Origin of the sequence: Pseudoxanthomonas sp. SORGH_AS_0997 (assembly GCF_031453535.1) — a bacterium.
Lineage (GTDB): Bacteria > Pseudomonadota > Gammaproteobacteria > Xanthomonadales > Xanthomonadaceae > Pseudoxanthomonas_A > Pseudoxanthomonas_A winnipegensis.
On sequence record NZ_JAVIZI010000001.1, the window covers coordinates 2,765,933 to 2,792,500 of the forward strand.

Annotated in this window: 16 protein-coding genes, 2 rRNA genes and 2 pseudogenes (1 of these 20 running past the window's edge); 6 read left to right on the plus strand and 14 right to left on the minus strand. The window is 69.7% G+C overall.

The genetic code is table 11. The features are described from left to right. The 7 genes from glgX to glgA are packed head-to-tail and all read right to left on the minus strand — an operon-like array spanning position 1 to position 12,508. A complete protein-coding gene (glgX, locus tag QE438_RS12150) occupies positions 1–2,190 on the minus strand; it encodes a glycogen debranching protein GlgX (RefSeq protein ID WP_306995340.1) in 2,190 nt (729 codons plus the stop codon). After that, a complete protein-coding gene (locus tag QE438_RS12155) occupies positions 2,187–2,378 on the minus strand; it encodes a DUF2934 domain-containing protein (RefSeq protein WP_130516288.1) in 192 nt (63 codons plus the stop codon). The genes glgX and QE438_RS12155 overlap by 4 nt, the downstream gene beginning before the upstream one ends. Before the next feature lie 9 nt (positions 2,379–2,387). Then, positions 2,388–4,997, minus strand: a complete 2,610-nt coding sequence (treY, locus tag QE438_RS12160) for a malto-oligosyltrehalose synthase (RefSeq protein WP_306995338.1) — start codon at positions 4,995–4,997, stop codon at positions 2,388–2,390. Beyond that, entirely contained in the window at positions 4,994–6,913 is a 1,920-nt protein-coding gene (locus QE438_RS12165) for a 4-alpha-glucanotransferase (protein WP_307183917.1), read from the minus strand. The genes treY and QE438_RS12165 overlap by 4 nt, the downstream gene beginning before the upstream one ends. Continuing rightward, on the minus strand, positions 6,910–8,679 hold the full coding sequence (gene treZ, locus QE438_RS12170) for a malto-oligosyltrehalose trehalohydrolase (RefSeq protein ID WP_306995336.1): 1,770 nt from the start codon (positions 8,677–8,679) through the stop codon (positions 6,910–6,912). Before treZ ends, QE438_RS12165 begins: the two co-directional genes overlap by 4 nt. Next, positions 8,679–10,934, minus strand: coding sequence for a 1,4-alpha-glucan branching protein GlgB (gene glgB / locus QE438_RS12175; protein WP_306995334.1), 2,256 nt, complete (start codon positions 10,932–10,934; stop codon positions 8,679–8,681). The genes treZ and glgB overlap by 1 nt, the downstream gene beginning before the upstream one ends. Continuing rightward, positions 10,931–12,508: a glycogen synthase GlgA gene (gene glgA / locus QE438_RS12180; RefSeq protein ID WP_130525106.1), complete on the minus strand. Its 1,578-nt coding sequence runs from the start codon at positions 12,506–12,508 to the stop codon at positions 10,931–10,933. The genes glgB and glgA overlap by 4 nt, the downstream gene beginning before the upstream one ends. 715 nt (positions 12,509–13,223) lie before the next feature. On the opposite strand from glgA, the gene QE438_RS12185 reads away from it, so the two are divergent. The 4 genes and pseudogenes from QE438_RS12185 to QE438_RS12200 all read left to right on the plus strand — a co-directional run bounded on the left by QE438_RS12185 (position 13,224) and on the right by QE438_RS12200 (position 16,619). Continuing rightward, a complete protein-coding gene (locus tag QE438_RS12185) occupies positions 13,224–13,724 on the plus strand; it encodes a GNAT family N-acetyltransferase (RefSeq protein ID WP_286575620.1) in 501 nt (166 codons plus the stop codon). Positions 13,725–14,045: 321 nt separating this feature from the next. Then, positions 14,046–15,375: pseudogene (locus QE438_RS12190) on the plus strand (histidine kinase). Further along, positions 15,368–16,132 (plus strand): LytTR family DNA-binding domain-containing protein, encoded by a 765-nt coding sequence (locus QE438_RS12195; protein WP_286575622.1) that lies wholly within the window; start codon positions 15,368–15,370, stop codon positions 16,130–16,132. The pseudogene QE438_RS12190 and the gene QE438_RS12195 overlap by 8 nt, the downstream one beginning before the upstream one ends. A gap of 121 nt (positions 16,133–16,253) precedes the next feature. Next, positions 16,254–16,619 (plus strand): hypothetical protein, encoded by a 366-nt coding sequence (locus tag QE438_RS12200; RefSeq protein WP_130516271.1) that lies wholly within the window; start codon positions 16,254–16,256, stop codon positions 16,617–16,619. Between the two features lie 46 nt (positions 16,620–16,665). Here the strand turns inward: QE438_RS12200 and QE438_RS12205 are convergent, their stop codons facing one another. The 3 genes from QE438_RS12205 to QE438_RS12215 all read right to left on the minus strand — a co-directional run bounded on the left by QE438_RS12205 (position 16,666) and on the right by QE438_RS12215 (position 20,308). Beyond that, entirely contained in the window at positions 16,666–18,552 is a 1,887-nt protein-coding gene (locus tag QE438_RS12205) for a DUF1302 domain-containing protein (protein ID WP_306995325.1), read from the minus strand. Between the two features lie 105 nt (positions 18,553–18,657). Then, positions 18,658–19,329, minus strand: coding sequence for an NAD-dependent dehydratase (locus QE438_RS12210; protein ID WP_307183916.1), 672 nt, complete (start codon positions 19,327–19,329; stop codon positions 18,658–18,660). Next, on the minus strand, positions 19,322–20,308 hold the full coding sequence (locus QE438_RS12215) for an MDR family oxidoreductase (protein WP_306995320.1): 987 nt from the start codon (positions 20,306–20,308) through the stop codon (positions 19,322–19,324). The genes QE438_RS12210 and QE438_RS12215 overlap by 8 nt, the downstream gene beginning before the upstream one ends. Positions 20,309–20,438: 130 nt before the next feature. Between QE438_RS12215 and QE438_RS12220 the strand changes: the two genes are divergently transcribed. Further along, on the plus strand, positions 20,439–21,107 hold the full coding sequence (locus QE438_RS12220; protein ID WP_306995318.1) for a DUF998 domain-containing protein: 669 nt from the start codon (positions 20,439–20,441) through the stop codon (positions 21,105–21,107). A gap of 10 nt (positions 21,108–21,117) precedes the next feature. Here QE438_RS12220 and QE438_RS12225 read toward each other — a convergent pair whose 3' ends face one another. Beyond that, positions 21,118–22,041, minus strand: coding sequence for a DUF808 domain-containing protein (locus tag QE438_RS12225; protein WP_306995316.1), 924 nt, complete (start codon positions 22,039–22,041; stop codon positions 21,118–21,120). A gap of 116 nt (positions 22,042–22,157) precedes the next feature. Here QE438_RS12225 and QE438_RS12230 point away from each other — a divergent pair, with 116 nt between their 5' ends. Further along, positions 22,158–23,816, plus strand: a complete 1,659-nt coding sequence (locus QE438_RS12230; protein WP_306995314.1) for a dihydroxyacetone kinase subunit DhaK — start codon at positions 22,158–22,160, stop codon at positions 23,814–23,816. A 154-nt stretch (positions 23,817–23,970) separates the two neighbouring features. Here QE438_RS12230 and QE438_RS12235 read toward each other — a convergent pair. The 3 genes and pseudogenes from QE438_RS12235 to QE438_RS12245 all read right to left on the minus strand — a co-directional run. Next, a pseudogene (locus QE438_RS12235) lies at positions 23,971–24,340 on the minus strand (glycine zipper 2TM domain-containing protein). Between the two features lie 547 nt (positions 24,341–24,887). Beyond that, positions 24,888–25,002 (minus strand): 5S ribosomal RNA (gene rrf, locus QE438_RS12240). A 146-nt stretch (positions 25,003–25,148) separates the two neighbouring features. Next, a 23S ribosomal RNA gene (locus tag QE438_RS12245) occupies positions 25,149–26,568 on the minus strand (it continues 1,449 nt past the right edge of the window).

A 26,568-nucleotide genomic window follows, 5' to 3' on the forward strand; every position in this document is an offset into this window, starting at 1 on the left:
TCAGCCCGCGCGCTCGGCGGACGCGGCGCTGTCCTGTTCGACCGCCATCAGCGCAAGCGAGCGGCCCAGCGCGGTCCAGGCCGCGCCGGCCGGCACCGCGCGCGCGTTGCTGCGGCCGCTGGTGTCGATCTGCACGCGCCAGTGCTCGCCCTCGACCGTGGGCAGATGGAACACCACGTCCTCGGGGTTGGCGTTGAGCAGCATCAGCAGGGTCACGTTGGCCGCCACCTGACGCAGGCCGCTGGCCGGCGCGCGGCCGTCCAGGCGCATCATCAGCGCGCGCGCCTGCGGGTTGTGCCAGTCCTCCTCGGCCATCTCGGTGCCGTCCGGGAACATCCAGGTCACGTCCTTGATGCCCAGCTCCTCGTCGAACTTGCCATCGAAGAAGCGCGCGCGGTGCAGCAGCGGATAGCGCCGGCGCAGCGCGGTCAGGCGCTGCACGAACCGGGTGAGCTCCGCGCCGTCCGGCGAGGCGGCGGCCGCCCAGTCCAGCCAGCTGATCGCGTTGTCCTGGCAGTAGGCGTTGTTGTTGCCGCCCTGGGTGCGGCCGAACTCATCGCCGGCCTGCAGCATCGGCGTGCCCTGCGACAGCAGCAGCGTCGCCAGCAGGTTGCGCTGCTGGCGCGCGCGCACCGCGTTGATCTGCGCGTCGTCGGTGGGTCCCTCGACGCCGTAGTTGCACGACAGGTTGTTGTCGGTGCCGTCGCGGTTGTCCTCGCCGTTGGCTTCGTTGTGCTTCTCGTTGTAGCTGACCAGGTCGCGCAGGGTGAAGCCGTCGTGGGCGGTGACGAAGTTCACCGAGGCGCCGGGCCGGCGGCCGCGGCGGTTGAACAGGTCGGCGCTGCCGGTCAGGCGCGTGGCCAGCTCGGAGAGCTTGCCTTCGTCGCCGCGCCAGAACGCGCGCACGTTGTCGCGGAACTTGTCGTTCCACTCCACCCAGCCCGGCGGGAAGCCGCCGACCTGGTAGCCGCCGGGGCCGACGTCCCAGGGCTCGGCGATCAGCTTGACCTGGCTCAGCAGCGGATCCTGCCGGCACGCGGCGAGGAAGCCGCTGGAAGGGTCGAAGCCGTGCCGCTCGCGCCCCAGGATCGTGGCCAGGTCGAAGCGGAAGCCGTCCACGTGCATCTCGGCGACCCAGTAGCGCAGCGAATCCATCACCATGCGCAGCGCGCCGGCGTTGGTCAGGTCGAAGGTGTTCCCGGTGCCGGTGTCGTTGATGTAGTAGCGGCGGTCGTCGGCCAGGCGGTAGTAGCTGGCGTTGTCGATGCCCTTGAACGACAGCGTCGGGCCCATCTGGTTGCCCTCGGCGGTGTGGTTGTAGACCACGTCCAGCAGCACCTCCAGCCCGGCGTGGTGCAGGCGCGCGACCATCTGCTTGAACTCGTGCACCGAGCCGGTGGCCATGTAGCGCGAGTGCGGGGCGAAGAAGCCCAGCGTGTTGTAGCCCCAGTAGTTGGACAGGTCCTGCTCGAGCAGGTGCTGGTCGTCGGCGAAGGCGTGCACGGGCAGCAGTTCGACCGCGGTCACGCCCAGGCCCTGGATGTATTCGACCAGTTCGTCGTTCTTCAGCGCCGAGAAGGTGCCGCGCAGGTTCTCGTCCACGCCCGGGTGGGTCATGCTCAGGCCGCGGATATGGGCCTCGTAGATCACCGTGCGCTGCCAGGGCGTGAGCAGGCGCTTGTCGTTGCCCCAGGTGAAGGCCGGATCGATCACCGCGCACTTGGGCATGTAGCCGGCGCTGTCGCGGCGGTCGAAGGACAGGTCCTTGTCCTTGTGGCCCACGGTGTAGCCGAACAGGTGCGGCGCCCACTTGGGCTCGCCCACGATCTGCTTGGCGTACGGGTCCAGCAGCAGCTTGTACGGGTTGAAGCGATGGCCGGCGTCGGGCGCGTAGGGTCCGTGCACGCGATAGCCGTAGAGCTGGCCGGGCCGCGCGTCGGGCAGGTAGCCGTGCCAGATCTCGTCGGTGTATTCGGGCAGCACGATGCGCTCGGCCTCGCGCCCGCGCTCGTCGAACAGGCACAGCTCCACGCGCGTGGCGTTGGCCGAATACAGGGCGAAGTTCACGCCCAGCCCGTCCCAGGTGGCCCCCAGCGGGAAGGGCCGGCCCTCGCGGATGCGCGAGCGGCGGACCGGGCGACGCTTGTCCTGGGCGCGGGCCGGCCGGGTGCGGGGGGGCGCGAGGGTCACGGCGTGTCAGCGTCCTCGGATCGGGGCGTCAGGGTCGAGCCGCTCTGCTCGGCCACGCGCGATTCGGCATCGGCCAGGCGTTCGGCCATGGCCCAGTGTCGCGCGGACTGGCCGTCGGGGCGACCCTCGGCTTCCCAGATCTCGTGAGCCAGCTGTTCGATGCGGAGCCTGCGGGCATTGGGGTCCATGGCGAAACGTCATTCAGGGGCGACCAGCACGGCCACCGGGGCATGGGCGAACAACTCGGACAGCGCGATGCGTCCCGAGGGTATCTGCAGCACGCGCCCATCGGGCAGGCTGTGCCAGGTGCCATCGGGAACGGGCAGCGCCCCATCCTGCCACCAGTCTGCCGGCAGCTGCGGCACGGCGGCGTCGACGAGTCCTTCGGCCACCAGCCGCGGCACCGCGACCACCAGGCGCTGGCCCTCGTGCTGGCGGCGGAAGGCCAGCACCTGCCCGGCGCGCGGCCCCTCGGCGTGCAGCACGCGGTAGTCGCCGCGGGCGAACAGCTCGGGCAGCCGCGCCCGCAGCTGCAGCAGCAGCGCGACCAGGCGCGCCTTGGCCTGGCCGCTGCGCCAGTCCTGCAGCAGCGCGGCCCAGGAGGCCTCGTCGGCCAGCCAGCGGCGGCGCAGGTCGAAGTCCACCGGCCGACGGTTGTCCGGATCGACCAGCGACAGGTCCCAGCCCTCGGTGCCCTGGTAGAGATCGGGCACGCCGGGCGCGGTCAGCCGCAGCGTGGTCTGGGCCAGGCCGTTGACCGCGCCGGCCGCGCCGATCGCCTGCGCGGCGCCGTGCAGGGCGGTGCGCAGTGCCTTGCCTTCGGGTGCGATCAGGGTCAGGTCGAGCAGTGCGCGTGCGGCGGTCTCGTAGGCGTCGTTGGGCTCGGTCCAGGTGCTGTGCAGCTTGGCCTCGCGCAGCGCCTTGGTCTGCCACTGGGCCACGCGCTCGGCGAAGGCCGCCAGGCCGTCGGCATCGTCCGCGCCCAGTTCCAGCGGCCAGGCGCCGATCAGTGTCTGCCACAGCATCAGCGCATCGCCGGGCGAACACGCATCCGCGCCGATCCGCGCGCCGGCCAGCGCATTGAAGGTCTCTACCCGCTCGGCCCACCACGGCGCGCGGCCGCTCAGCACCGCCAGGCGCATGCGCACGTCTTCGCCACGCTTGTGGTCGTGGGTGGCGGTGGCGAGCATCGCGCGCTGGTGCCCGGCGGCATGCGCCTGGACGCTGGTGTGGAAGACCTGCGGATCGGTCGCCAGATGCTGCGGATGCGAGCCGACCTCGTTGCGCGAGAGCAGCACACCGTGGCGATAGAAGGCCGTGTCCTCCACCGACTTGGCATTGAGCGGCGCGGACAGCTGTTCCAGCCGCCGGCGCAGCACACGGCGCAGGCTGCGCTGCACGTTGGGCGTATCGGGGTCGTCGCGCATCCAGCGCTGCAGCGCGTCGATGGCGGCCTGCACGCGCGGATTGGCGTGTTCGCGCGCGGCCTGCGCGGCGCGCGCGAACAGCGCCGCATCGCCCTCGTCCAGCCCATCGTTGCCGGCATAGGTGCGGTACACGGGGAAGCGCCGCATCACCGCGGTCAGTGCCTTGCCCATCATCTGCGGGCTGAACTCGCGGCAGATCGGGTCCAGGTGCGCGCAGGCCACCGCGGCCTGCTGGGCGCGGGTGAACTCGGCCTGCAGCGAAGCGTCGAGGATCTCGCCACGCGCCTGGAATTCCTCCTGCGCAAAGTCCCCACTGCGCCCGCTCACACGCTGCCACAGCGCGGTGAGCGCCGCCTCGCCGTCCGCGTCGTGCAGCACGCCGGAGACCTGGTCCATGAAGTCGTAGCCGGTGGTGCCCTGCACCGGCCAGTCGCGCGGCAGCGTCTCGCCGGGCGCCAGGATCTTCTCCACCAGCAGGGTCACCTTGCCCGGGCGCAGGCCGCGCTTGCGCCCGGCCTTGTCGACCTGCGCGCGCAGCCGTCGCAGGTAGCCCCGCGGGTCGGCCAGGCCGTCGACATGGTCCAGGCGCAGGCCATCGAGCACGCCCTCGGCGATCAGCCGCAGCGGCAGCGCGTGCACCGCGGCGAACACGTCCGGCCGCTCCACGCGGATGGCCGCCAAGGACGTGATGTCGAAGAAGCGCCGGTAGTTGACCATGTCGTTGCCGACCGCCCACCACGCCAGCCGGTAGGACTGGCGTTCGAGCAATCGATGCAGCGTGCTCTCCCCGCGCGCTGTGCCCTGACTGATGCGCCAGGCCCAGTCGCGGCGCAACGCCAGATCCGCAGGGACCGCTGCGCCGTCGACGCGCACCGGGAAGCAGGCGTCGTGGTGTTCCAGCTGCAGCTCGCCGGCCGCGGATACGCCCAGCTTGAGCGCGCCTTCGGCCAGCGCCTGCGCGTAGGGCCGGTCCAGCACCGGCAGCCAGAGCTTGCCGTCGTGGCCCGGGCTGCGCCAGTCGATGTCGAACCAGTCGGCATGCTTGCTGCGGCGGCCGTGCTTGAGCACGTCCCACCACCACGGGTTGGTCGCATGGGCGGCCATGTGGTTGGGCACGATGTCCAGCAGCAGGCCCATGTCGTGCGCGCGCACCGCCGCGTGCAGCGCCTTCAGCCCCTGCTCGCCGCCCAGCTCGGGACTGACGCGGGTCGGGTCGGTGACGTCGTAGCCATGGGTCGAGCCGGCCACGGCCGTGCCGATCGGCGACAGATAGAGATGGCTCACGCCCAGCTGCGCGTAATACGGCACCTGCGCGGCGGCATCGTGCAGGGTGAAGCCTTCATGCAGCTGCAGGCGCGCGGTGGCGCGTAACTCGGTCATGGCGTCCCCTCGCCGCGTGCGGTGGCGAACGCGGCCAGCGCCGCATCCAGGTGTGGCGTGTCCTGCGGCAGGCGCCGCGACCAGTTGGGATGGCCTTCGACCACGCCGGGCAGATTGGGCTGTTCCTCCAGGCCCAGCGCGTCCTCGGCCGGCAGCAGCGCCAGGGGCGCCGGGCTGTGCGCGGCGAAGGCCAGCCAGCTGGCCAGCGTCTGGCCATCGCCGCCGTCGGCGCGCACCTGCGCCTGCAGGCGCGCGACGTCCTGGCTGCGCTGGGCGTCTTCGGCGGCGCGGTCGATCCGGCCGCCGGTGCCCAGCCGTTCGCGCCAGTCCAGGTCGCGGCCGATGCGCCAGCCGGCCAGCGTGGGCAGGTCGTGCGTGGTCGTGGTGGCCACCGCCGAGCGGCGCCACTGCGCCGGCGGCAGGAAGGCGCCGTCCGCGTCGCGGGTGAACATCAGCACGTCGATGCCCAGCACGCCGTGCGCGGCCAGCACCTCGCGCAGGCCATCGGGCACCACGCCCAGGTCCTCGCCGATCACGACGCAGCGCTGGCGCCAGGATTCCAGCGCCAGCAGCCGCAGCAGGTCTTCGAAGGGATAGCGCAGATACACGCCATCGCCGGCCCTGCCGCCGTCGGGCAGCACCCACAGCCGCAGCAGCCCGAGGATGTGGTCGATGCGCACGCCGCCGCGCTCGTGCATCACCGCGCGCAGCAGCGCGATGAAGGGCGCGAAGCCGCTGGCGCGCAGGCCGGCCGGCGAATAGCTGCCGATGCCCCAGGCCTGGCCGTCGGCGTTAAAGGCATCCGGCGGCGCGCCCAGCACCAGGCCGTGCAGCACCGCCTGCGGCCACGCCGCGGCCTCGGCGCCGTGCGGGTCGAAGCCCACCGCCAGGTCGCTGATCAGGCCCAGGCGCATGCCCGCCGCACGGGCCTGCCGCTGCACGTCCTGCCAGCTGCGCGCGGCCAGCCACTGCGCATAGCGATGCAGGCCGGGATCGCCGTCGCCGGCATCGGCCGCGGCGAAGCGCACGTGCTGCTCCAGCGCCGGTCCGCCGTCCGCGATGAAGGCCTGCAGATCCGCCTGCAGCGCCTCGGGCAAGGCCTGCTCGTGCAGCGCGCGCAGCCAGGCCCACTTGGCCTGCGCACCGTCGTGCCAGTCGACCAGCGCGGCCGCGTTCAACTTCGCCAGGCGCGCCTCGAGCCCGGCCGCGTGCAGGGCCTGCCGCGCCAACGCCTCGCCCAGCACCAGCGCCGGCGCGGCATATAGTGGATCGAAGAAGCGCCGGTCGCTGGGCGAATACGGGCTGTAGTGGCGCTGCAGCGGCCGCGCGGCATGGATCGGGCTCAGCGCCAGCGCATCACCGCCGGCGGCGGCCACGCGCCGCGCCCAGTCCAGCGCGCCCTGCGCATCGCCGATGGAGGCATCCAGCGGCGTGCGCGCCGAATAGACCTGCAGCCCCACGCCCCAGGCGCGCGGCTGCGCCACCCCGCAGGCATCGGCCACCGACCAGCAGCGCGTAGGCGCGATGGCCAGCGCGATGCCGTCTTCGCCAGCGCCTTCGCACAGCACGCGGTAGTAGCCGGGCACCGCGATGGGGCCGAGCGCGCCCTGCGCGTCGAAGCGGCCTTCCTGGGCCTGGCCGTGCTCATCGAGCAGCTTGTACGCGGCGCCCGGCCGGCCCTCGACGGCCACCGGCGTATCCACCACGGCGGTCCGCAGCGCCGGCCGGCCCTGCATGGCTTCCAGCCGGCGCTGGCTGTCGGCGCACTGCGCCGGCGTGGCGCAGGGCAGCTCCATCGCCTCGAGCACGGCGCGCAGCGTCGTATCGGCCACCTTGCGCGGCTGGCTGGCCACGTCGACCCAGTCGACCAGCAAGCCGGCGGCGTCGGCCAGCGCGTGCAGCGCGTCGGCGCTCATGCCTGCGCGTCCTGCCACCACGCGCGCAAGGAGTTCGGGCCCAGCGCATCGCTGTCGGCATCGGCGCCTTCGGCATGCAGCAGACGCGCGCCGGCCGGCACGGGCACGGTCAGCGGCGCGGTGCCCAGGTTGAATTCCACCTGCAGCACCGCCGTGCCCAGCTGCCAGCGCGCGACGATGGCGCCCGGCGCCAGCACCTGTGCCCCCAGCGCGCGCGCCTGATCCAGATGCGGCACCAGCTGCGTGGCGCGCACCTGCAGCAGCCGCGCGAACCATGCGGCGAACGCCGCGCCCTCGCCGCGCAGCGACTCGCCGATGTCCACCCTGGACACCTCGAAGGTCTGCACCGCGTTGGGGTCCGGGATGCTCGCCCGCACCGCAGGATTGGCGAACGCGGCGAACTGCGCGAACTCGCGCCGCCGGCCCTCGCGCACCGCCTCGTCCAGCGGCGCCTGGTAATCGGTGAAGAACTGGAACGGCTGCCGCGCGCCCCAGGGCTCGCCCATGAAGAACAGCGGGATCATCGGCGTCAGCGCGGTCAGCGCCAGCGCCACGCGCAGCGCCGACGGGGCGACCTGGGTGATCAGGCGATCGCCCATCGCGCGGTTGCCGATCTGGTCATGGTTCTGCGCGAACACCACGAACTTGGTCGGCGGCAGATGGCCCGACGGCTCGCCGCGCACATGGCCGCGCGGATCGGGCTGGCCCTGGTAGGCGAAGCCCTCGCCCAGCACGCGCGCCAGGTGCCCGCTGGCATCGTCGGCGAAGGCGGCGTAATAGCCCTCGTCCTCGCCGGTCAGCAGCACGTGCAGGGCATTGTGGAAGTCGTCGTCCCATTGCGCGGTGTAGCCGTCGGCCAGGCGGAAGGCCTGGTTGGCCTCGTTCTCCAGCACCAGGTGCACGTGGCGCCCTTCGACCACGCTGGCGACGATGGCCTGGCGCAGGGTCTCCAGGAAATCGTCGGGCACGATCGCGTGCACCGCATCCAGGCGCAGGCCGTCGAAGCGGTATTCGTGCAGCCACATCAGCGCGTTGTCGATGAAGTAGCGCTGCACCGCCTCCTGGCGGAAGTCGATGGCCGGGCCCCACGGCGTGTGCGCATCGGCGTTGAAGAAGGTCTCGGCGTACTGGTGCAGGTAGTTGCCGTCCGGGCCGAAGTGGTTATAGACCGCGTCCAGCAGCACCATCAGGCCGTGGCCGTGGGCCGCGTCGATCAGCGCCTTGAGTTCGTCCGGGCTGCCGTAGGCCGCCGCCGGCGCGTACGGCAGCACACCGTCATAGCCCCAGTTGCGCGTGCCGGGGAAGGCGTTGAGCGGCATCAGCTCGATGGCGGTGATGCCCAACTCGACCAGGCGCGGCAGCTGCGCCATCACCCCGGCGTAGCCACCGCTGGTGCCGACGTGCAGCTCGTAGAGTACCGCCTCGCGCCAGGGCCGGCCCTGCCAGTCGGCGTGCTGCCAGACATAAGCCTCGGCATCGACGACGACGCTGGGGCCGTGCACACCCTCGGGCTGCCAGCGCGAGGCCGGGTCCGGGACAGGCTCGGCATCGTCGATGCGATAGCGGTAGCGCGTGCCGGGCGGCAGCGGCAGGACCGCATCGAAGCTGCCGTCTTCGCGGCGCGTCAGCGGCTGGGATGCTTGCCCTTCCACCTCCAGCCGCACTTGGCGCGCGTCCGGCGCCCACAGCCGGAACCGCGTCTGCCCATCGGCGCGTGCGACCGCGCCGAGCCACGAACTGCCCGGATGCTCCCCCTGGCCCGGCATCAGACGGCTCGCAGCCAGATGGTGGAAAGCGGGGGCAGCGCCAGCGAGAGCGACTGCGCATGCCCGTGCATGGGCACCGGCTCGGTACTCACCGCTCCGGCGTTGCCGACGTTGGAGCCACCGTAGTGGCCGCTGTCGGTGTTGAGGATCTCGCGCCACTGACCGGCACGCGGCACGCCGACGCGATAGCCGTAGCGCGGCATGGGGGTGAAGTTGCTCACCGCCAGCACCGGCGCGCCGTCGCCATCGCGATCGAAGCGGACGAAGGCGAACACGCTGTTGGCGTGGTCATCGCCCACCGACCAGTCGAAGCCCGCAGGGGTGTGGTCGTTGCGATACAGCGCCGGCTCGGCGCACAGCAGGCGGTTGAGGTCGCCCACCAGCTGCGCCAGGCCGTGATGCTCGTGCTGCTGCATCAGGCCCCAGTCCAGCTGCGTGTCGTGGTTCCACTCCGACCACTGGCCGAACTCGCCGCCCATGAAGAGCAGCTTGCGGCCTGGATGGGCCCACATGAAGCCGAAGTACGCGCGCAGGTTGGCGAAGCGCTGCCAGGCATCGCCCGGCATGCGCGTGAGCAGCGAGCCCTTGCCGTGCACCACTTCATCGTGCGAGAGCGGCAGCACGAAGCGTTCGGAGAACGCATAGACCATGCCGAAGGTCATCTCGCTGTGGTGATGCTTGCGGTGGATGGGATCGCGCTTCATGTACTCGAGCGTGTCGTGCATCCAGCCCATGTTCCACTTGTGGGTGAAGCCCAGGCCGCCGTGCTCCGGCGGCTGCGTCACCCCGCCCCAGGCGGTGGACTCCTCGGCGATCATCATCACACCGGGGAAGCGGCGGCCGACCTCGCCGTTGAGCCGGCGGATGAACTCCACCGCCTCCAGGTTCTCGCGACCGCCGTGCTGGTTGGGCACCCACTCGCCCTCGCTGCGGCTGTAGTCGCGGTAGAGCATCGAGGCCACCGCGTCCACGCGCAGGCCGTCGATGTGATAGCGCTCGATCCACTCCAGCGCGCTGCCGACCAGATAGGCCGAGACCTCGTGCCGCCCGTAGTTGTAGATCAGGGTGTTCCAGTCCTTGTGGAAGCCCTCCTTGGGATCGGCATGCTCGTACAGCGCGGTGCCGTCGAAACGCTGCAGGCCATGCGCGTCGTTGGGGAAATGCGCGCTGACCCAGTCCAGGATCACGCCGATGCCGGCGTTGTGGCAGGCATCGACGAAGCGGGCGAAGCCTTCCGGGCTGCCATAGCGCGCCGTCGGCGCGTACATGCCCAGCGGCTGATAGCCCCAGGAGCCGCCGAAGGGATACTCGGTGATCGGCAGCAGTTCGATATGGGTGAAGCCCAGCCACTGCACGTACGGGATCAGCGCATCGGCCAGCTCGTCCCAGCTCATGTGCCGGCCGTCCTCGCGCAGGCGCCAGGAGCCGGCGTGCAGCTCGTAGATCGAGATCGGCTCGGGCGTGGTCGCGCGGGCCGCGCGGCGCGCCATCCATTCCACGTCGGTCCAGGCGAAGGCTTCGGCCTCGGGCACCACCGAGGCGGTGGCCGGCGGCAGTTCGCACTGGCGCGCCATCGGGTCGGCCTTGTGCGGCAGGCGGGTGCCGTCGGCCGCGGTGATCTCGTACTTGTAGCGCATGCCCCGCACGATGCCGGGCAGGAACAGCTCCCACACCCCGCCGTCGTGGCGCAGGCGCATCGGATGACGGCGCCCGTCCCAGCCGTTGAAGTCGCCGACCACCGACACGCGCCGCGCATTGGGCGCCCACACCGCGAAGCGCACCCCGTCCACGCCCTCGTGGGTCACGCGGTGCGCGCCCAGCGCCAGCCGCGCCGACTCGCCATCGCCGGAGACGATGCCGTGCAGCCATTCCTGCTGCAGCGCCGGGCCGAAGCGGTAGGGATCCTCGATCTCCTCCAGCGCCTCGGGCCAGGCGATGCGCAGGCGATAGGCCATCTGCGTGGGCAGCTCGGCCTCGAACAGGCCGGCCGGATGCACGCAGCGCATCAGCGCCACGACCTTGCCCTGGGCATTGAGCACGGCCATGGCCTCGGCGCCCTGCGCCATCGCCATGATCCGCATCCCGCCGCTGCCGGTGGCGCGCGGGCCAAGCAGGGCGAACGGATCGCCGTCGTGGCCATCGACCAGCGCCTGCAGCCGCGGGTCGAGCGGCGCATCGGCGCGTGTCTGCGAAGCGTCGCCTTCGCCGGCGGTGATCACCTTGGCCCTCTGCCCGGCCCGGTCGGACTCACTCATGCCAGCGCCGCGGTGCGGTCGTAGAGGGCCAGATACTTGCTGCCCGCCACGTCCCAGCCGCTGGGCTTGAGCATGGCCGCGCGGCGCATGGCCTGGATCAGGCCCGGCAGGCGGAAGGTGCGGAAGGCGCGCGCCAGGCAGCGACGCAGCGCGTCGGCCGACGGCTCCTGGAACAGAAATCCGGTCACGCCATCGTCCACCGTGTCGATCAGCCCGCCGGTGGCGTGGGCGATGGGCAGGCTGCCGAAGCGCTGGGCGTACATCTGGCTCAGACCGCAAGGTTCAAATCGGGAAGGCATCAACAGGAAATCCGAGCCGGCGAACATGCGCCGAGCCAATTGTTCCTCGAAGCCGATGAAGGCGCCGACATGACCGGGGTAGCGGCGCGTCAGCGCCAGCACGCTCTGCTCGATCTGCGGCTCGCCGCCACCGATCACCACGATCTGCCCGCCGGCGGCCACGATCTGCGGGGCGACCTCGCAGATCAGGTCCAGCCCCTTCTGGTGGACCAGGCGCGAGACCACGGCGAACAGCGGGCCGTCACGCTCGGGCAGGCCGAACTCGCGCCGGACCTGGCTCGCGTTGGCCTTGCGGCCGGCCCAGTCGTGCAGGTTGAAGTGCGCCTGCAGATGGTTGTCGGTGCTCGGGTCCCAGCTGGCGTCGATGCCGTTGAGGATGCCGGTCAGGCCGCCGGCCGCGGCGCGGCGCGCCAGCAGCCGGTCCAGGCCACAGCCCATCGCCGGCAGGGTGATCTGCGCGGCGTAGCTGACGCTGACGGTGTTGACGTGCGCGGCATGCACGATGCCGCCGCGCAGGAAGGACATCTGGCCGTAGAACTCCAGATCCGCGCGCGCAGCCTCGGGGATGCCCAGCAGCGGCGCCACCGCGTGCGGGAACAGGCCCTGGTAGGCCAGGTTGTGGATGGTCAGCAGGCACGGCGTGCTGCCGCCGGACCACTTCACATAGGCCGAGGCCAGCGCGCACGGCCAGTCGTTGAGGTGCAGCAGGTCCGGCGCCCAGTCCAGGCCGGCGCGGCCGCCGGCGATCTCGGCCGCGGCATGCGAGAGCGTGGCGAAGCGCACGGCGTTGTCTTCCCACTCCGCGCCCAGGCTGGACACGTAGGGCGAGCCTTCGCGTTCGAACAGCTCCGGGCAGATCAGCACATAGACGGGCAAGCCATCGTCCAGCGTGGTGTAGCCCAGCGCGCAGGCCGGCAGACCGGCCTTGGGCGCGATCCGGCCAACCATCTGCAGCTTGCCGGCCTTGGCGCGCACGGCCCGATAGCCGGGAATCAGCACGCGCGCGTCGTAGCGGTGGCGCAGCGCGCGCGGCAGCGAGGCGGCGACGTCGCCCAGCCCGCCGGCCTTGATGAAATCAGCCATCTCCGAGGTGACGAACAGCGACGTGCGGCGCGGCGAGACGCCGGAGCGCACCGTGTCGGGATCGTTGGCCGCGCGCGGCGCGAACCGGCCGCGCGCATCGCGCGCGCGCAGGGACTCCTGCGACAGCGGCAGCGCGGCGCGGGGTGAAGGCTTCAGGGGACGCGGGGACTCGGGCAGCACAGACGCAGACATGGGGGATCGAACATCCGTCGCAGGAACGAAAGAGGAGAAAGACGGAACAGCAACAGCGAAACGAGCGCGGAACGAAGAACCGCCGCAGGTCATTGAGCGACCGGCGACGTGACGCGGGTGAGAGGGAGCGGCGCGGCGGACAAGGGGCCCGTGGGGCGCTGCTCGAATCGAATCTACGAACGCCGCGATAAAAGACGTGTGAACCAAATGCCACGATTTGATGACAGCCGTCAAGCCGCGCGGCGGCGCTTTTTCCTGCGTTCGAGGGTCGGCTCGGACGAGCGGTCGCCGAAGCCGCGCGCACAGAGGATTGGCGAGAATTTGACCATCCCACCATGCGCCGGCGGATGGTGGCCGCGTCGTGGCCCGTGTCGCGCGCCTGGGTGACGGGCGGGTCACATTCGCCCAGACACCGCGCCAGCGCGCGCCTGGGCCGCACGCGAGCGGCAAACGGAGCGACGCCCGTCGACTCTCGTGGCGGAGGGCGCGATGCACGCTGCTGGGTCCAGCGGACTAGGTCAGCGCTCAGGGAGGTTGTTGGCGCGCGACAGGCGGCCAGGCATCCGATGCGACGGCGGCCGCCTGTACAGCACCGCTGTCAGACGACGACCTCATTCCGGACGTCCACCATCCCGCGGCCTGACGCGAGGCGACGCTGGCGCCGCCGCCATCGGGTTGGTCACAATCAGAGTGGAACGTTCCCAGGAGCCGCAGGATGTCGCAGCGCTGCACCACCTTCTATCTCGAGATGACCTCGCCGGACGCGCTGCGCGAGAAGCCGCAGCGGCCCGACCTGCAGATCGTCGAGTGCGAAGTCCCGCAACCCGAGCTCAACCGCTTCCTCTACGGGCTGGTCGGCAAGGACTGGAACTGGAGCGACATGAACCGCTGGAGCGAGGCCGACTGGCGCGCGCTGGTGGAGCAGGACAGCCACCGCACTTGGGTGGCTTATCACCGCGGCGCCATCGCCGGCTATTACGAGCTGTATCGCCCGGACGGGCGCAACGCCGAGATCCGCTACTTCGGCCTGGCCGGCGCGTTCCTGGGGCACGGCTTCGGCGGGCCGCTGCTGAGCCACGCCCTCCGCGCCGCCTGGGACTGGCCCGGCACCGAACGCGTCTGGGTCCATACCTGCACCCTCGACCACCCGGCCGCCCTGGCCAACTACCAGGCGCGCGGGCTGCGGATCTACAAGGAAGAACACGCGCCGCTTTGAGCCCGTCCAAACGGGGCCGGCGTGCCCCCTGATCGCCTGACTCCAGCCGCGGCGCCTAGGCCGGCACCCACGGGAACAGCCCAGGACCACCGGTCGCAAGGCGCGGAAGGCCGCGCGCAGGCGCGCGGCGGGCCGAGTGCCAAGGGCCGCAGGTGACGCCCAGCGCGGCGCCAACTGGGGGCGTCATCCGGGGAAGGGGCGAGTTTGGTCCCTGCCGACGGGCCTTTCGTCGCCGATTCCGTGGACTGGTCGCGTCCGGGCTGGCGCTCCGGGAGGCGCTGGTTATGCTCGGCCGCAACAGCTTTTCCAGGGGTCGGCACCGTGCTTCCGCGATTCTTCTTCTTCGTTCGTGTCGTGGGCGCGTGGCTGCTGACGCTGGCCATCGCCTTCCCGCTGTGGGCGGCGTTCTTCCACCAGTTCCAGGCGCCGCCGGGGGTGATCTTCTGGCTGCTGGCGATCGGGCTGCTGGTCTCGGCGATCATCCGCGTGATCGATCACCTGCACCGCGTGCGCGGCATGGCCGGCGAACTGGACGCGGCGACCCTGTCCAACCGCCAGCGCCGCGTGGTCGACCTGCCGATGGAAGCCGATGCCGCCTTCGCCCTGCTGGAAGGCGCGGTGCGCGAGCTGCCACGCATCACCGCGCTGCAGATCGTCCACGACAGCCTGCGCATCCAGGGCCAGGTGCCACGCCCGGGCTTCGAGCCGCAGCGCAGGATCGCCTGGTACAACCTGCCCGCGCTGTGCGCGATCAAGCGCGACGAGGTCCTGATCACCATCATGCCGGGCGAAGGCACCTGTCGCTGCCAGCCTGCGTTGCGAACCCGAGGCCGGTGCCTGGCGCGACCTGTACACCGTGGACAAGGGCGTCAACTACGAGCACATCGAGTCGCTGACCCGGGCCATCTCCCGGCGCGTGGCCGAGCGCCGACGCGCCGAACAGGCCGCCGCCGCGCACAACGCCACCGAGAAGGAACTGACCCAGGCGCGCCTGAACCTGCTGCAGGCACAGGTCGAACCGCATTTCCTCTACAACACGCTGGCCAATGCGCAGGTGCTGGCGGCCACCGACCCACCGCGCGCCGAGCAGATGCTGGGGCACCTGATCCAGTATCTGCGCCGCTCGCTGCCGCGCGAGGAGAACGCGATGTCGCCGCTGGGCGAGGAACTGGAGCGCACCCGCGCCTACCTGGAGATCCTCAAGATCCGCATGGGCGCACGCCTGGACCCGCGCATCGAAGTGCCCGACGCGCTCCATGGCGTGCCGCTGCCGTCGATGATGCTGCAGACCCTGGTGGAGAACGCCATCAAGCACGGCCTGGAGCCCAAGCCCGGCGGCGGCACGCTGTGGATCATGGCGCGCAGCATCGACGAGGGCATCGCGGTGACCGTGGCCGATGACGGCCTGGGCCTCGGCGGCGCGCACAACAGCGGCACCGGCATCGGTCTGACCAACCTGCGCGAACGCCTGCGCCTGATCTACGGCCATGCGGCGAGCTTCTCGCTGACCTCCAACTTCCCCGCCGGCGTGGCCGCGACGCTGGTGCTGCCGCGCCCGCCGCCGGTCCGAGTGCCCCCCTCGCCGGCAGCGGCCACGCCACCGCCGCTGCCGGCCGCACAGGCCTGCGCCGGAGCCGACGCCCATGGCTGAGTGCGTAGTCGCCGAAGACGAGGACCTGCTGCGCGCCGCGCTGGTCGCACAGCTGCGCCAGGCCTGGCCACAGCTGGGCATCGGCGCCGAATGCAGCGATGGCGCCAGCGCGCTGGAAGCCATCGCCGAGCGCCAGCCGGACGTGGCCTTCCTCGACATCCGCATGCCGGGCCTGACCGGCATCGAGGTGGCGCGCGCGGTCGCCGATGCCAGCCCGCGCACACAGGTCGTGTTCGTCACCGCATACGACCAGTACGCAGTGGAAGCCTTCGAACACGGCGCGGTCGATTACCTGCTCAAGCCGGTCACGCGCGAACGCCTGGACGCCACGGTGCAGCGCCTGCAGGCGCGCACGCAGCCCTCGGCACCGGATGTGGCCGTGCTGGATGCGCTGCTGCAGCGGCTCGCCCCGAGCGCGCGCCCGGCCGCCGCGCCGCTGGCGTGGGTGACGGCCAGCACCGGGCGCGAGACGCGGCTGATCCTGATCGAGGACGTCGCCTACTTCCGTGCCGACCACAAGTACACCGTGGTGATGACCGCGGAGGGCGAGGCGTTGCTGCGCACGCCGCTGCGCGAGCTGCTGGGCGCGCTGGATCCGGCGGCGTTCAAGCAGATCCACCGCTCCACCATCGTCAACCTCAAGGCCGTGGCCTCGGTGATCCGCGACGACACCGGCAAGGGCCAGTTGAAGCTGCGCAACCGCCCGGAACTGCTGAGCGTCAGCCAGCCGTTCATGGGCTTGTTCAAGGGCATGTAGCACGTCGCAGCGCGGCCGGTCTCGGGCGGCGCGACGACGGTTTCGCATCCTGGCCGAGCGGGACGGCCAGCCCCGGCCTGCCTGCGTGCCGGCCCACCGATCACATGACAAGGAGCGCGCCATGCGCCTGTTGACCTCGATCCTCTACTGCATGCTTGCGCTGTTCGGCTGCCACGACGGCAGCAGCAGCACGTCCATCACGCGCAGCCAGCGCGACGGCGTGGATACGCTGTTCAGCCGGACCACGCGCGCGGCCGGCTCGGCGACGTTCCAGTGCGTGCGCAGCGCCAGTGGACGCTGCCATTACCAGCTGTTCGAGGAGACCTGTCGCGTCGGCACCGACGACAAACGCGCTTGCGCACGCACACCGGTGGACCAGTTCAGCCTGGGCGCCGGCGAGCAGCGCGTGTTCCAGGGCCTGGACATGCAGGTGAACGAATGCGTGCAGGCCGAAGCGCCCGGCCCGGGCACGCGCTGCGCGGGTTGAACCGGCACGCAGTGCCGCCAGACCGGCGGCACCGCATCCGCCATGCTCAGAACGTGGTGCCGATCGCCATCACCACGTTGTCGTGATCGGCCAGCACGTCGTAGGGGTTGTCGCCCAGGTAGTTGGTGTAGGCCACCGAGGCGAAGGCGTTGCCGGCGAACTTGGCCGCCAGCCCCAGCGAGACCGTCTTGCGGTCCTGCACCAGGGTGGCGTCCACCGCGTAGCCGTGCACGTCCTGGCCCCAGGTCAGGCTGGGCGACAGCGTGGTGCTGCCCACCGCGTAGTTGAGCTGGCCACGCACGCGATAGCCCCAGGCCATCTTGGTGAAGTAGCCCTTGTTCACGCAGCCCTGCGGGTTCTGCACCGCGCCGCAGCTGCCGTCGAAGCCCTGCGGCGAATAGCCCCAGGCGAAGCCACGGCCATAGCGCGCGACATCCAGCCCGGGCAGGTCCACGTGCTGCCAGGCCGCCTCGCCGACGATGACGCCGCTGCCGGCGCCCAGCACCGGCCCCAGCGTGCGCGTGACCGAGGCCTGGGCCTGCCACTTGTCGAAGCGGTCGTAGCCCTTGAGCAGGAAGCCCGGATCCTGCCCAGCGGTGCGCCCACCGACCGGCCCGCCGTTGCGGGTCAGCGCGGCGAACATGTCGGCGGTGTTGATCTGCACCGGCAGGTCCTGGGTGAAGCTGACCTCGCCGGCGAACTTCCACGCCCCGGCCTTGTGCGAGGCCGACAGGCCCATCAGGGTGAGATCCTCCGGGTACTCCCACGACTCGGTGATCGTGGACAGGCGCTGGGACAGCTGCGCGTAGGCCAGCGGCACGCCGTCGGCCGTCATGCGCGCGACCAGGGTCGGATCGGCGTTGGCCATGTTCGGCGTGGTGGCGTTGAGGATCGGCAGGCGCGAGTTGTAGCGCATCCAGTACAGGCCCAGGTCGGTGGCGATGGGCTTGATCGTGTAGTGCGCCGCCACGCCGTACTGGCCGCTGTCCTTGCCCTCGATGTCGCGCCCGCGCGGCAGGTAGGCGCCGACGGCGTTCATGTAGCCATCGCTCAGCCACTGCCCCGCACCGGGCGAATAGGCGTTGATCGGGTAATACGCATTGGACTGCAGGCCCGAACAGCCGTTGTCGATGCCGATGTCCGCGCCGGACCAGAACGTGCCGCACGGATCCAGCTCGGTCGGGCGCCACTTCCACTGGTAGAAGGCCTCCACCGACACGCCGTTGTCGAAGCTGAGCTTGTTCCACCACAGCTCCACCGGCAGCTGGGCCTCGGTGGCCGGGTCGGTGCCGGGGCGGCGCAGCGTGGTGTAGTCGTAGGGATTGACCTGGTTGACGCCCTGGAAGAACACCCCCTCACCCCACTTCACCCGCTGCTTGCCCAGGCGCGAATCCCACGTGGTGGATTCGCCCAGTTTGAAGTGGCCGTAGACATAGGCATCCAACAGCATCGCCCCGGAGAACTGGTTGGACTGGGAGAAGTCGTGGTCGCTCAGCGGCGCATTGCCCTTGAAGCCGCTGGGCTGGTTGCCCTGCGGCACGTCGTTGTCCTTCAGCGCGGTGTCGTACCAGGCGCGGCCACTGACGGCCACGCCGAGGTTGCGCCACTTCAGGTCGACCGCGGTGCTGAGCTTGAACAGCGAGGAATACGCATCGCCGGCACCGTAGTTGAGGTTGCCGTCGTCCGCGGTATCGGCGCCATCGCCGCCCTTGGCCACGCCGTCGGACCGGAAGCCCTTGCCGACCAGGTGCTCCGAACGGCCGGTCGTGCGCACGCCCATGCCGTAGGTCGCGCGCGTGGTCCAGGTCCCGGTGACCTCCCCGTCGGCGAGCTTGAATTCGGCCGCATGCAGGGGCGCGGCGATGGCGGTGGCCAGCAGGCACAGCACCGGCACGCGGCGGCGCGTGCGGGAGCGGGCGTTCGAGAGCGTCATGCGCGTTACCGATCCGTTAAAAACGGCGTGCTTTATAACACCGAAGACAGGCGCCGCCGCGCATGGTTGCAGCCGTGACCAACCCTCGGCCGGCACACGCCCGGATCAGCCCGCCAGTTGCGCGGCCTCGGTCACATGGCGCCCGGGACGCGCATTCAAGGCCGCATCGACCAGCGCCGCGGCGACGCCTTCGGCGGGGCTGGGCCGGAAGCGGCGCGGCAGCACCGGCGAGAGGGCGTGCAGGGCCAGGCCGGCCAGGTGTTCGCCGGTGCGGCGCTGCGCGCGCTCGCCCTCGATCAGGCCGGGGCGCACCAGGGTCAGCGACGTGTAGCCCAACGCCTCCAGGTCGCGCTCCACCACGCCCTTGACCCGGGTGTAGAAGAAGCGCGAGGCGACATCGGCGCCGGTGGCCGAATTCAGCGCATAGGCCAGCGCCCCGCCGGACAGCGCATGGCGCGCGATCGCCACCGGATAGTCGTGATCCACCCGCCTGAACGCCGCGCGCGAACCGGCCTGGCGCATCGTCGTACCCAGCGCGCAGATCACGCTGTCCACCCGCCACCAGTCCGCATCGGCCGGCAGCGCGTCGAAATCCACCACCGGATTGAACAGGCGGGCGTGGGTCATCGGCAGCGGGCGGCGGGTCGGCGCCACCACACGCGTGACCCGCTCGTCGAGCAGCAGCTGCGAGAGCGTCAGGCCGCCCACCAGCCCGGTCGCACCCGCCAACAGCACCTGCGTCATCGGGTGCGCCCAGCCCGGGGCCGGCTCAGGCATTGACGTCCACCACCACGCGCCCGCGCACCTTGCCGGCGAACAGGTCGTCGGCCACCTGCGGCACCTCGGCCAGCGCCACCTGCCTGGTGACCGACGCCAGCAAGGCCGGATCCAGGTCGCGGGCCAGACGCTGCCAGGCGGTTTCGCGCAGCGCCTGCGGCGCATCGACCGAATTGATGCCCGCCAGGGTGACACTGCGCAGGATGAAGGGCGCCACCGTCGTCGGCAGGTCCATGCCCTGGGCCAGCCCGCAGGCGGTGACCGTGCCACGCTCGCGGGTCTGCGCCAGCACGTTGGCCAGGGTGTGGCTGCCGACGCTGTCTACCGCACCGGCCCAGCGCGCCTTCTGCAGTGGCTTGCCGGGCTCGCCCAGCGGGCCGCGTTCGATCACTTCGGCCGCGCCCAGCGCCTTGAGATGGTCGGCCTCGGCCATGCGCCCGGTCGAGGCGACCACGCGATAGCCCAGCTTGCCCAGCACGGCGATGGCGACCGAACCCACGCCGCCATTGGCGCCGGTGACCAGCACCTCGCCCGCATCGGGGGTCAGGCCGTTGTGCTCCAGCGCCAGCACGCTGAGCATCGCCGTGTAACCGGCGGTGCCGATCGCCATCGCCTGGCGTGTGTCAAACGCGTCCGGCACGCGCACCAGCCAGTCGCCCGGCACCCGCGCGCGCTGGGCGAAACCGCCGTGGTGGGTCTGGCTCAGTCCCCAGCCGTTGACCAGCACCGCATCCCCGGGCTTGAAGCCGGGATGCGCCGACGCGAGCACACGCCCGGCCAGATCGATGCCGGCAATCAACGGGAACACCTGCATGATCGGCGCCCGGCCTGTCACCGCCAGCGCGTCCTTGTAATTCACCGTGGAGTACTCGACCGCGACGGTGACATCGCCCTCCATCAGATCGCCGTCTTCCAGCGTCACCAGCTCCGGCTGTACCGCGCCGTCGCGCTTGTTCACCAGCAAGGCCTTGAATGCCATGACCCATCCTCCGACCGAAACAGGGCCCCATGCTAGCCAGCGCGGCGTGAGCAAGGAATTGGTCAGCCGCGTACCGCGCTCGCTAGAATCCCTGCATTGCACGAAGCAATGCCATCGCCAGACCGCCCACATGCCAGGATCGGCGCCGCTCGCCACCGCCTTCGCCTCCCCCTCGACGCCGCACGGCCGCGTGAACCTGCTGTGGCCGGGGCTGGCCCTGGCCAGCCTGGCGACCTTCGTCGCCGTGACCATCGTGGTCCACCTGCTGCGCTCGGATCTGGATGTGGTGCGCAATCAGATGAGCCTGTATCTGATCGGGCCCTGGGGCCATCTGCTCCAGTCCGCCTACTGCGTGCTCAGCGTCGGCATGCTGGCGCTGATCTTCGGGCTGCGCGGCAGCCTGCATCCGCGCGCACGCGGCCGGATGCCGATGGCGCTGTTCGTCACCGCCGCGCTGGCCCTGTGCATCACCGCCTATGCGTGGATGGACATGCCCGGCGCGCACACCACCGTACAGGGGCGCATCCACGTGGGCGCAGCGAGCACGGCCTTCGTCTGCGCCACGGTCGGCCTGATGTGGCAGGCCCACGACTTCCGCCACGATACCTACTGGCGCGCGCACCGGCGCTGGGCGCTGCCGTGGGCGGCGCTGTGCTTCCTGGCGATCTGGGCCATGGCCTGGTGCCCCCCACCGCTGACCGGACTGGGACAGAAGTCGGTGATCGTGCTGATCCTGGGCTGGCTGATGGCCGTGTCGCTGTGCCTGGTGCGCCGCGGGCGCGGCGCCGGCACCGCCTGACCGAAGGCCTTCAGTGCGCGGCGGACTTGCCGCGCAGCTTGCCGACCAGCTGCACCACGCCCAGCACGATCGCGCCGGCCAGCACGCCGATCAGGGCGTTGTAGAGCATGCCCGCCACGCTGGCGGCCATACCGCTCAGGCTCACGCCTTCGATGAGGTGATGCAGCGGGCCGATGTTGTGCACCAGGATGCCGCCGCCGACCAGAAACATCGCGATGGTGCCGGCGATGGACAGGAACTTCATCAGCAACGGCGCGGCCACCAGCAGGCCACGGCCGATCGATGCCAGCGCGGCGCCCTTGCGCGAGAGCCACAGGCCCAGGTCGTCCAGCTTCACGATCGCCCCGACCAGGCCGTAGACGCCGACGGTCATCAGCAGCGCGATCAGCGCCAGCACGATCACCTCCTCGACGAAGGTCGGCGGCGGCGTACGCTCGCTCAGCACGCCCAGCGAGAGCACGATGATCTCGGCCGAGAGGATGAAATCGGTCCGCACCGCGCCCTTGATCTTGTCCTTCTCGAACGCGACCACGTCCACGCGCTCATCGGCCAGGGCGCGCGCCTCCTGCGCGTGATGCGCGGCGTCCTCGTCCTTCGAATGCAGGAACTTGTGCGCGAGCTTCTCCACGCCTTCGAAGCACAGATACGCGCCGCCGATCATCATCAGATAAGGGATCGCCACCGGCAGCCACACGCTGATCGCCAGCGCCACGGGCACCAGGATCGCCTTGTTCAGCAGCGAGCCCTTGGCCACCGCCCACACCACCGGCAGTTCGCGGTTGGCCTTGACCCCGGTGACCTGCTGGGCGTTGAGCGCCAGGTCGTCGCCGAGCACACCGGCGGTCTTCTTCGCGGCGACCTTGGTCATCACCGCCACGTCGTCGAGCATGGTGGCGATATCGTCGAGCAAGGTGAACAGGCTGGCTCCGGCCATTGTGCGGGTCGTCCTGAAGAGGGGGACGGGCATTGTGCATGCCCCCCCCCTGTCTGCGCACCTGACTCACGCGTCATGTCCTAGGCTCGCAAGCCCCTCCCGGACAGGACCGACGCATGCAGCAGTTCCTCGGCGCACCGCGCGCCATCGTCGCCGACCTCCTCGAAGCCACCGCGCAGCTGATGCCGCTGCGGATGAGCGCACCCGATTCGGGCATGCGCATTGTGCTGCAGGCCGAGCCGGACGCCGCGAAGGTGGCAGTGCTCTCCGGCGGCGGCTCCGGCCACGAACCCGCCCATGCCGGCTTCGTCGGCCCGGGCATGTTGACCGGCGCCATCGCCGGCGACCTGTTCGCCTCGCCCGGTGTCGAAGCGGTCCTGGCCGCGATCCACGCCTGCCGCCAGGCGCCCGGCGTGCTGCTGGTGATCAAGAACTACACCGGCGATCGGCTCAACTTCGGCCTGGCCGCCGAACGTGCGCGCGCCGAAGGCATCGACGTGGCCACCGTGCTGGTGCGCGACGACATCGCCCTGCCCGACGCCGCCCAGCCGCGCGGCCTGGCCGGCACGGTGCTGGTGCACAAGTATGTCGGGCATCTGGCCGCGCAGGGCGTGGCGCTGGCGCAGATCGCCGAACGCGGGCAGGCCTTCGCCGACCGCCTGCTGTCGCTGGGCATGGCGCTCTCCAGCGCCACCGTGCCCGGCCAGCACCAGGGCAAGCGCTCGCCCGAACTCGGCCTGGGCATCCATAACGAACCGGGCGCGCGCAAGGTCGATCCGCAGTCGCTGCAGGATGCGCTGGACCTGGTGCTCTCGCCGTTGCTGGAGGCCGCCGACGCCCGCCTGGGCGCCGACGCGCCGCTGGTGGTGTTGCTCAACGACCTGGGCGGCTGCTCCACGCAGGAGCTCGGCAGCCTGGCCAATGGCGTGATCGCCCGCATCGGCCTGGAACGCATCGCCGTGATGGTGCGGCCGGCGGCGCTGATGACCTCGATGGACATGCACGGCTTCTCGATCACCCTGGGCCCGGCCGACGCCGACGTGCTCGAGGCCCTGCGCGCGCCGGTCGAAACGCTGGCCTGGCCCGGCGTCTCAACGCCGCGACCGGTGACCTACTTCGAACCCGAGCGCCCCCAATCCGAACACGCCCCCGGCAGCGGCCATCGCGACGCCAGGCGCGCCAATGCACTGAAGCAGGCCGCGCAGACCCTGCTGACCGCCAAGGAGGAACTGGATGCGCTCGATGCCAAGGTCGGCGACGGCGACGCCGGATCCACCTTCGCCCAAGGCGCCGCCGCCGTGCTCGCGGCGCTCGAGGCGGACGCCCTGAGCACCGGCGAACAGGCACGCCTGGCGCAGGAACTGGCGGCCCTGATCGAACACAGCATGGGCGGCTCCAGCGGCGTACTGCTATCGATCATGCTCACCGCCGCCGCACAGGCGCTGGCGGAATCCGCGTCCTGGCCCGAGGCGCTGGAGCGCGGCATCGCCCGCATGCAGGAGACCGGCGGCGCCCACCAGGGCGACCGCACCATGCTCGACGCCCTCATTCCCGCCATCGCCGCACTGCGCGAACAGCCCGGCGACCTGCCAGCCGCAGCTACAGCAGCCCGCGAGGGCGCAGCCGCCACGGCGACGATGCAGAAGGCCCAGGCCGGCCGCTCGGCCTCTGTGCGTGCCGAAGCGCTGGCAGGCGTGGTCGACCCCGGTGCGGAAGCGGTGGCGTGTGCCTTCGAGGCGTTTGCGCAGGCGGCGACCTCAGCGCGCAGCGCTTGATCCGTGAGGCCTGCCGATTCGAACGCATCATCCATAGCGCTGCGTTCGCGAAGGACGCACCCCTGACCGCAGCCTCAGCGCCCATGCCCGGTCTATAACGCAGAACGGCCGGGCAATGCCCGGCCGTTCTGTTGGTCTCACGAAGCGCTGCGGATCAGCGGCGGACGCACTGCTTCTCCACGACGCGATCGCCGTGATCGATCTGGTGGTTGCCCCTGGATCGTGCGACCGGCCGCGCCACCTGCGATGGCACCGCCGACCGTGGCCAACTTCTTGCCGTTGCCGCCGCCGATCTGGTTACCCAGCAGGCCACCCACCACGGCGCCCGTCGCGGTGCCCAGTATCCGGTTGGAATCCTTGCTGTTCTTTCGGACCTCGACGTTCTTGCAGACCACGCGCGTGCCGTCGTTGAAACGACGGCCCTCGTCCTGCGGCCCGTAGCGCTGGGCCATGGCCGAGGTGGCGATCCCCAGCAGACCAGCGCACACCATCAGGCGGGAAGCATGGATGTGGGACTTCTTCATGGCGAACCTCGCTTGCGTAACGATATGTGCGGCCATGAAGCCACCCGGCATTGCAATCTCCGGTGAAAAACAGGCGACCTGACGCCACATGTTTAACCGCTGGACTGCAGCGTATGTGCCGGGTGAGTGTGGGCATGAAGCGAGCGAGACTCCCCCTGCTGCCAGCCGGGCTCAGGGTGATCGTTCCAGGCCGCAAGGCGGTCTCAGCAACACTTTAGCCAAGGCGGGTAAATGCAGCGCTCCAAGCTGGACGTGCCCTCGCAATCTCGCGCTGCGTGGCATTGCCATTTGGTTTCTGGCCGCCGACGCAGAGCTCGGCATCGGATAGGGACCGCCATTCCGCACGATGAGTCGCGTCTTCCAGCCATCCACACGTTTCAAGGCCACCTTATCGGATCACGCGTCATGGCGCGCAGCCTGCCTCGTCGCCTCACCGCGCCGTTCTGGCGCTGCGCGTGATGTCTCCCGTCCCGCTTTAGCTTTGCTTTTCCCAAACACAAAAGAAGACCCCCTCAGATCGTGAGATCTGAGGGGGTCTGGGGTAAGGCCCTGGCGATGACCTACTCTTGCATGGCTTAAGCCACACTACCATCGGCGCAGCTGCGTTTCACTTCCGAGTTCGGGATGGGATCGGGTGGGACCACAGCGCTAATTTCACCAGGGAGACGGTTGGAGCGTCGCCATCCGATACAGCTGGATTAGGCGCTCAGTCTCGCGTAGTTACTTGTGATGTAGAGAGCGATTAGTGAGCATCGACGTGCGTCGAGGCTAAGGTGGTCTTCGCTTTGGCGAAGCCACTTGAGGTTATATGGTCAAGCCACACGGATCATTAGTATCAGTTAGCTCAACGCCTTACAGCGCTTACACACCTGACCTATCAACCACCTAGTCTTGATGGTTCCTTTAGGGGACTTGTGTCCCGGGAGATCTCATCTTGAGGCGCGCTTCCCGCTTAGATGCTTTCAGCGGTTATCGCTTCCGAACATAGCTACCCGGCAGTGCCACTGGCGTGACAACCGGAACACCAGAGGTTCGTCCACTCCGGTCCTCTCGTACTAGGAGCAGCCCCTCTCAAATCTCCAACGCCCATGGCAGATAGGGACCGAACTGTCTCACGACGTTCTGAACCCAGCTCGCGTACCACTTTAAATGGCGAACAGCCATACCCTTGGGACCGACTACAGCCCCAGGATGTGATGAGCCGACATCGAGGTGCCAAACACCGCCGTCGATATGAACTCTTGGGCGGTATCAGCCTGTTATCCCCGGAGTACCTTTTATCCGTTGAGCGATGGCCCTTCCATACAGAACCACCGGATCACTAAGACCTACTTTCGTACCTGCTTGATCCGTCGATCTTGCAGTCAAGCACGCTTATGCCTTTGCACACAGTGCGCGATGTCCGACCGCGCTGAGCGTACCTTCGTGCTCCTCCGTTACTCTTTGGGAGGAGACCGCCCCAGTCAAACTACCCACCATACATGGTCCCCGATCCGGATAACGGACCTAGGTTAGAACGTCAAGCACATCAGGGTGGTATTTCAAGGTTGGCTCCACTGCAGCTAGCGCCACAGTTTCATAGCCTCCCACCTATCCTACACAGACGAACTCAACGTTCAATGTAAAGCTATAGTAAAGGTTCACGGGGTCTTTCCGTCTTGCCACGGGAACGCTGCATCTTCACAGCGATTTCAATTTCACTGAGTCTCGGGTGGAGACAGCGCCGCTGTCGTTACGCCATTCGTGCAGGTCGGAACTTACCCGACAAGGAATTTCGCTACCTTAGGACCGTTATAGTTACGGCCGCCGTTTACTGGGGCTTCGATCAAGAGCTTCGCCTTGCGGCTGACCCCATCAATTAACCTTCCAGCACCGGGCAGGCGTCACACCCTATACGTCCACTTTCGTGTTTGCAGAGTGCTGTGTTTTTGATAAACAGTCGCAGCGGCCTGGTCACTTCGGCCTCCCCCAGCTATTCACCAGAAGAGGCGCACCTTCTCCCGAAGTTACGGTGCTATTTTGCCTAGTTCCTTCACCCGAGTTCTCTCAAGCGCCTGAGAATTCTCATCCTACCCACCTGTGTCGGTTTACGGTACGGTCTGCGTAAGCTGAAGCTTAGGAGCTTTTCCTGGAAGCGTGATATCAGCAGCTTCGCCCTAAAGGGCTGGTCCTTCGTCTCAACGTTGCTCCCCCGGATTTGCCAAAGGGAACCGCCTCAACGCTCTCAC